The sequence below is a fragment of the Stenotrophomonas sp. SrG genome, assembly GCF_050031795.1.
GTDB lineage: Bacteria > Pseudomonadota > Gammaproteobacteria > Xanthomonadales > Xanthomonadaceae > Stenotrophomonas > Stenotrophomonas rhizophila_A.
The window spans coordinates 1-273 of record NZ_JBNBBE010000249.1 but is presented as its reverse complement, the minus strand read 5'-3'; the positions used below and the strand labels follow the sequence as shown (position 1 = coordinate 273).

Here is a 273-nt window from a genome sequence, read left to right as displayed (position 1 = left end):
CGGCCAGCGTCGCCAACAATGAGACGTCGATGCCGGTGGGGACGAACGCAGCGCCGCCCTTGGGAATGAACCACCCCTTCTGGCCGACCAGCGCCCAGAACCGGCCCCGCGAATCGTTGAGCAGCCAGTGCGCGTGGCGCTCGGGCATGCCCATGGATGCGGGCGGTTTCTCCCAGCGCGTGCCGTTGAACCGGCGCAGGCCTTCGTCAACCGCTGCCCTGAGCACGCCGTTGCTGTCGTATGCAAACCCCGACACCACGCCCGGCGGCACCC

The 273-nt window shown here is 69.2% G+C and carries 1 protein-coding gene; it reads right to left on the bottom strand.

The features are described from left to right. Positions 1 to 273 (bottom strand): hypothetical protein (locus ACQG3P_RS19720; protein WP_426805986.1); only part of this gene is annotated, 273 nt, incomplete at both ends.